We start from the raw sequence: 6,671 nt of genomic DNA on the forward strand, positions 1-6,671 counted from the left end.
CGTTCAGACCGCCCAGCAACCGCAGCCGAAGGCGCCCCAGAAGCTCTGGACGTCGGCCGCCGGAACATTGGCGCCGAGCGCCGCGGCATGGTCGTGGCCATGGACGTTGCACGCACTGGCGCAGCCGCAGGCCGACGCCATCTTCTGCGCACCCTCCGGGCGGCGATAATGGCCGCCGAAGGTCGCGACGGGCGACCAGTCGGGCATGGGTTTCGGCAGCGCAGGCGCGATCGGACCATAGTCGCCTTCGCCGTGAACGACCTTGCCGCCGACGATGGTCAGCACCGCGCGCAGGTGAACGATGTCGCTTTCGGCAACGCCGAAATAATCATCCGACAGCAGCGCGAGGTCGGCGAGTTGACCGGCCTTGATCTGACCCTTCTTGCCAACCTCGTTCGAGAACCATGTGTTCTTCTCGGTCCACAGGCGCAGCGCGGTTTCGCGGTCGAGGCGGTTGCGCACGGGATAGAGGGTCGTGCCGCCCATCGTCTTTCCGGTGACGAGCCACGACAGCGAAACCCAGGGGTTATAGCTGGCGACGCGCGTTGCATCGGTGCCCGCGCCAACGGGAATGCCGGCCTCCATCATCCGCTTGATCGGCGGGGTCGCCTCGGCCGCCTTGGCGCCATAGCGTTCGATGAAATATTCGCCCTGAAACATCATCCGGTGCTGCACCGCGATCCCGCCGCCAAGCGCGGCGATCCGGTCGATATTGCGCTCGCTGATCGTCTCGGCATGATCGAAGAACCAGTTCAGGCCCTGCAGCGGAATGTCGCGGTTGACCTTTTCGAACACGTCGAGCGCTCGCGAAATCGTCTGGTCATAGGTGGCATGGAGCCGCCACGGCCATTTGCGCTCTGCAAGCAAACGCACGACGGGTTCGAGGTCGCTTTCCATGCTCGGCGGCATGTCGGGCCGTTCGACGCGGAAATCCTCGAAGTCCGCTGCGGAGTAGACCAGCATCTCGCCCGCACCATTGTGGCGATAGGTGTCGTCGCCATCGCCGGGCTTCACCTGCGTCGACCAGGTCGCAAAATCCTTGAGTTCTTCCTTCGGCTTCTGCGTGAAGAGATTGTACGCGATGCGCAGCGTCATCTCGCCGTCCTTGTGCAGCTTTTCGATGATCTGGTAATCGTCGGGATAATTTTGGAAGCCGCCGCCCGCGTCGATCACGCTGGTGACGCCGAGCGAGTTGAGTTCGCGCATGAAGTGGCGGGTCGAATTGAGCTGATAATCCTCGGGCAGCTTCGGCCCCTTGGCGAGCGTCGAATAGAGGATCGTCGCATTGGGCTGCGCCAGCAGCAGGCCGGTGGGATTTCCCGCCGCGTCGCGGACGATCTCACCGCCGGGCGGGTTCGGCGTATCCTTCGTATAGCCCACCGCCCGCAGCGCCGCGGCGTTCAGAAGCGCGCGGTCATAGAGGTGCAGGATGAACACCGGCGTGTCGGGCGCCGCGGCGTTGATCTCGTCCAGTGTCGGCAGGCGCTTTTCAGCGAACTGATGTTCGGTAAACCCGCCGACGACGCGCACCCATTGCGGCGGCGGCGTGTTCGCAGCCTGCTTCTTGAGCATAGCCATCGCATCGGCAAGGCTCGGTACGCCGTCCCAGCGCAGCTCCATATTATAGTTGAGCCCGCCACGGATGACATGGATGTGACTGTCGATCAGCCCGGGTATCAGACGGCGGCCTTTGGCGTCGATCACCGTCGCGTCCGGACCGGCGGCGGCGCGGACCTGCTGTTCGCTGCCGACGCTCAGGAATTTGCCGCCGCGGATCGCGACCGCCTGCGCCTCGGGATTGGCGCGATCGAGCGTGGTCACCTTGGCGTTCGTGATGATGAGGTCGGGCTGGTTCATGGCGAAGCTTTCCGTGGCGGTGAGAAGGGCGGTGGTCGCGGCGCCGGCGAGCGCCTGCCGGCGAGAGATCGGGTTCATGCGTCGCGCTCCTTAGCGGTCGGCGGCGTCCCCAATATCTGCGGGGCGCAATCCTGGTGAAAGTATCGAACCAGTTCGGGCCTGTCGGCAAGCCGCTTGGCGAGAGGGATGATCTGCTCGCCGAGCAAGATTCCCGCAAGGCCGACGAGCGCAACGATCGGAGGGGCGGGAGAACGGACGCCGAGCAGGCTGTAGACGATACCGACCAGAAGTCCGGCACCCAGCGAGACGAGGTAGAGTTTCATCGTCCGTTCTCCCGTCTCGGCTCAGGCCCGCACGAAGGCGAGGAGGTCGGGGTTGATGACGTCGGCGTTGACCGTCAGCATGCCGTGCGAAAAGCCCTCATAGATTTTCAGCGTCGCGTTCGGCAGGATTTCGGCCTGCAGCACGCCGGCATTCTTGTAAGGCACAACCTGGTCGTCATCGCCGTGCAGGACGAGCGTAGGGACGGTGATCGCCTTCAGATCGTCGGTCTGGTCGGTTTCAGAGAAGGCCTTCACTCCATCATAATGAGCCTTGGCGCTGCCCATCATGCCTTGGCGCCACCAATTGTCGATGACCGCAGGGATGACATTCGCGCCGTCGCGGTTGAAACCGTAGAAGGGGCCCGAGGGCAGGTCGCGGAAGAATTTCGACCGGTTGGCCGCGAGCTCGCTCCGGATGCCGTCGAATACTTCGATCGGCAGGCCGCCGGGATAGCGGTCGGTCTTGAGCATGATTGGCGGGACCGCCGAGACCAGCACCGCTTTGGCGACGCGGCCCTGCGGAATGCCGTAGCGGGCGACATAGGCGGCGACTTCGCCGCCGCCGGTCGAATGTCCGATGTGGACCGCGTTGCGGAGGTCGAGATGCTCCATCACCGCTGCCGCGTCGGCTGCATAATGGTCCATGTCATGGCCTTCGCTCACCTGCTGCGACCGGCCGTGACCGCGGCGGTCGTGCGCGACGACGCGATAGCCATTGGCGAGGAAGAAGAGCATCTGGATGTCCCAGTCATCCGACGACAGCGGCCAGCCATGATGGAACACGATCGGCCGCGCGTCCTTCGGGCCCCAGTCCTTGTAGAAGATTTGGGTGCCGTCTTTGGTGGTTACATAGCTCATGATGAAAATCCTTTCGATTGACAGGGATTGGGCCGGACGGGATGCCCTCCGGCCCGGTGGGCAAAATCAGTGGCCGCCCTCCGACGCGCCGAACATCGTCTTGGCGTAGGTGATGCCGAGCCCGTAAGCGCCGCCCCATTTGCGGGCGATGCCGGTGGTCAGGTCATAGGTCTCGGCCCGTGCCCAGTCGCGCTGCAGCTCGAGCAGATACTGGAGTGCCGTCATCGGACGGGCGCCTGCCTGAATCATGCGTTCGACGGCGCGCTCATGGGCCTCTGGCGAAATGTCGCCGCTGGCATCGGTGATGACATAGGCTTCATATCCCTGCTCCAGGGCCGAAAGCGCCGGCCCGACGATGCAGACCGAGGTCCACAGGCCCGCAAACACCAGCCGGTCCTTGCCGATGCGGTTGACCTCGTCGATCACTGCGGCGTCTTCCCAGGTATTCATGCTGGTGCGGTCGAGCAGCTTTTGACCGGGAAAGGGATCGGTGACTTCGCTGAACATCGGACCCGAGAAGCTCTTCTCGGCGACGGTGGTCAGGATCGTGGGAACATTGAAGCCCGCGGCACCATTGGCAATCAGCGCGGCATTGTTACGCAGAAGTTCGGGGGCGATCGACTTGGTGGCGAAGGCCATCTGCGACTGATAATCGATAAGAAGCAGGGCGTGGTTGCTGGGGTTCAGCAGGGCCTTGCCGGGAGTAGGGGCAGCTTTGATCGACATTTCTGACACTCCTGTTGGCTAATCCGGGACCCGATCCGTTCGGGGTGTGGCCGGTTTAGACAGGAGAATTTGTACGAAACAGACGGATAAAATTATCTGTTGTGTTCTATAAAATAGAAAAGAAGCGAGCGGTCATAGCGGCGATGGCAGTCAGTCCGGGGTGACCGAAGGGCCGCATTATTGAATTTCAGTTTCAAAGCTGACTGACCGTTACCGGCCAGATCAGGCGAGCTAGGGGCCAAGCTGCAACGCGCCTCATATCGGCAGTTCGGACCATCGGTTAGCGTATGCCAAATGCCCATGTGGGTCACGACAATGGTCGCTGAATACGACTGGCCGGAATCTTTTAAGGGCCATAATCTTGCGAGCGGGGAGGCGTGATTGGCAAAACATATTTGGCCGAAATGGGCACATGATCTCATTCCTGAGATGGCGGGGCACAAGCAGGTCGTCTTCGAGGGACCGGTTACTCGCGATGTCATGTCACGCGTTTATGATCGGGATCGCCAAGGATCCGTCGCCAAGGTTGTAGTCAGACGTGTGTGCAATACCTGCAACAACGGCTGGATGAGCGAGTACGAGGGCAAGGCGAAAGCCATGCTCGCGGCTATGATGATGGGCCGCAACCTGGCGCTCGGTGACGACGGCGACATAGTCGTCTTTCTCAATGATCATCAAGAAGCCAAAAACGCGTTCGAGGACGTCGGCTTCCTCGTCGAAGAAGGCCACCGGGCGCTCATAGGAGAAGCAAATTGCCGAATAGAGCGTTTCTCCCATTGGGCTGCGGACGGCGCGGAACATATTCTGGGACGGGGCGGCCGCCTTCGCCCGGACCGCACCAAACAGGCGATCGATCGCGTCCTGCGACAATCGCCGCTTCCCTCGGTAGAAATAGGCGGAGCGGTCGACGACCAAATGCTCGATCATGAATTCTCTCTCGCTTCATATTCGGAGATTTCGCGCTTCGTCCTCTCCTTGCGTGGCGGCGCGGCCGTGCGTATGTTGATGGGGTCATAGCCAGGCGTTAGTTTGCGGCGTGCCTCGACCGATGGATCGATGACTTCATTTTGGTAGACCGGTCGCGGCTCGGCACGCGGCATATAGAGGCCAAGAAACGAGCGGCGGTGCCACTTGCGATATTTGACGCTTTTTGGGATGACCTCGAGTGGCACCCAACCCCAGCCAAGCGACTTGTGCATCACCGCCAGCCTGAATCGCTCTATGACGACCTTACCATCGGCGCCAACGGCAAGTCCCTTCGCGACCGTCTCGGCGCAGCGCAGGCCGCCTACGACCCGCTCAAGGCACGCGTCCTTGCCGGCGACTGCTCGGCCTATGACGACTTCGCCGAAGCCGCGAAGGCCCTGCTCGACATCCAGCGCGAGTTTTCGGGTTCGCAGTCGCCCTATTTCAACCTGCTCGACGAGATCACCCAGATCACGAAGGCGCGCATCGATGCGGAAGCGAACATCGCGAGCATTGCCGCGAACCGAGACTCGCCGTTCACCTCAACGGGTCAGGTGAACAATGACACCGCCCCAGTTGTCAGCGCGAGCGGCGAGACCAACCGGATCCTCGTGGAAGGGTTTCGGGCGCTCTTGGGATCGACCTCCGGAGGCGCCGGTCTTGCGCCGATCGGTTTCCTGACCCAGCGCTTCGGGACGGCCTGACATGGGAGTGAAGGTCGCCATTCAGATGCCGCCGCCCTCGGCCTTTGCCGAGTTCGAGCGGCAGAGCGTCGCTCGCCTGAAGAGGGCCGCGCTTAACGGGACCCAGATCGCCGCGGAGAAGCGATCATGAAGGATGCACAGCAGTCGCTGCCGTTGATAATCGAGCAGCAGCTAAATCGCTAACCCGTCGCGGGATCAGGACACCGTGTACCAAGGGTCCTCTTGATCGTTCACGAAGCTGCTACCGCCGCGCGTGCGCTTCGCCGGACTAACCTCACGAACCTCAGGCGTTTTCCAAGCTTTCAGCGACTTTGCCGATGTCGGGGTGCTTGTCATGCTAAGCCTCTCTTTAAACGAGCGAATCTTGCATAACCTGTATTGCACTTCTGACCTAATGGGAAGGCCCGCCCGGCGATACGGGAGGGGGGGCAATCGAGCGGGCCTATCCTTTCATCGCACGACGAGCGGAAAGGATGCGCCACCGTGCCCAAGCATGCGACGAAGCGAGTGCGCGTGTCGGGTTTGCACAAGTTACCGGAATGATTTCAGGGCAATGGCTGCGCACAAGCTCGGTTTGTCGGGGACCACTTGCGACCCAGGTCCAGGGCAGGCAGAGGGGGCGATGCTCTTCGGGACATCGTTGAAGCGGCGCGGTCTTGATGGCTGCGTCGCTTCTTTTTTCAATCGAACCTAAATAATATTAGGCACCTTGCCCGCGCCAGATCGGCTAGAGAATGATCGACGGCGGCGGCAAAAGGGGGGAGCAATGCCAGCGGCGATCAACACGGATTTGATGACGTGCGACAATTGCGGAAGAGTTGGCCTTGTATCTGAACAGGCGGGGCAGTGGGTCGGCGCGACGGGCTGCTACAGCATTAGCGCCGACGGTCATCTGCATTGCCGCTGCGAGACTGTTCCGAAAGCCTCGTCGGATCAATCCCGCTGGCCTGAAACTGGTCCAGTTCTCACTGCGCGATTCCAAGCCTAGTGTAGGCCGGCGCCCCCGCCCCGGTCACGCCCGCCACTAGAAATTTGCTTGGCTAGTTTGGCTTCTTGCTTTGCGCTATGCTGCTTGCGGCGGCCTCAACCGCTGGCTCGATGATCCCTCTTGGGCCGCAAGCAGGTCAGGCGTTTGGACCCCCAAGGACAGCCCTGGCCTGCTTGCCTGTACCGCAGGGGATTTGCACGCCGGTAAGTCTTGTGCGAGGCTGCGCGCGCCGTGTCCGGGTGTTGCCTC

Annotated in this window: 6 protein-coding genes; 1 reads left to right on the plus strand and 5 read right to left on the minus strand. The window is 61.8% G+C overall.

The window, feature by feature from the left end; genetic code table 11:
• Positions 1-3: 3 nt before the first annotated feature.
• The 5 genes from B1A78_RS03575 to B1A78_RS03595 form a co-directional block, all read right to left on the minus strand.
• Positions 4-1,935, minus strand: a complete 1,932-nt coding sequence (locus B1A78_RS03575; RefSeq protein WP_077145635.1) for an amidohydrolase — start codon at positions 1,933-1,935, stop codon at positions 4-6.
• Complete coding sequence (locus B1A78_RS03580; RefSeq protein WP_077145636.1) at positions 1,932-2,180, minus strand: XapX domain-containing protein; 249 nt, start codon at positions 2,178-2,180, stop codon at positions 1,932-1,934. Before B1A78_RS03580 ends, B1A78_RS03575 begins: the two co-directional genes overlap by 4 nt.
• 21 nt (positions 2,181-2,201) lie before the next feature.
• Positions 2,202-3,038: an alpha/beta fold hydrolase gene (locus B1A78_RS03585; RefSeq protein WP_077145637.1), complete on the minus strand. Its 837-nt coding sequence runs from the start codon at positions 3,036-3,038 to the stop codon at positions 2,202-2,204.
• Between the two features lie 66 nt (positions 3,039-3,104).
• Positions 3,105-3,764: a hydrolase gene (locus tag B1A78_RS03590; protein ID WP_077145638.1), complete on the minus strand. Its 660-nt coding sequence runs from the start codon at positions 3,762-3,764 to the stop codon at positions 3,105-3,107.
• A 483-nt stretch (positions 3,765-4,247) separates the two neighbouring features.
• The gene (locus B1A78_RS03595) at positions 4,248-4,691 is read right to left on the minus strand and encodes a hypothetical protein (protein WP_077145639.1); all 444 of its coding nucleotides are present in this window, start codon (positions 4,689-4,691) and stop codon (positions 4,248-4,250) included.
• A 140-nt stretch (positions 4,692-4,831) separates the two neighbouring features.
• Between B1A78_RS03595 and B1A78_RS03605 the strand changes: the two genes are divergently transcribed.
• A complete protein-coding gene (locus B1A78_RS03605) occupies positions 4,832-5,434 on the plus strand; it encodes a hypothetical protein (protein WP_144037667.1) in 603 nt (200 codons plus the stop codon).
• The last annotated feature ends 1,237 nt before the right edge of the window (positions 5,435-6,671 follow it).

The sequence above is a fragment of the Sphingopyxis sp. KK2 genome, from assembly GCF_001990265.1.
Taxonomy (GTDB): Bacteria; Pseudomonadota; Alphaproteobacteria; order Sphingomonadales; family Sphingomonadaceae; genus Sphingopyxis.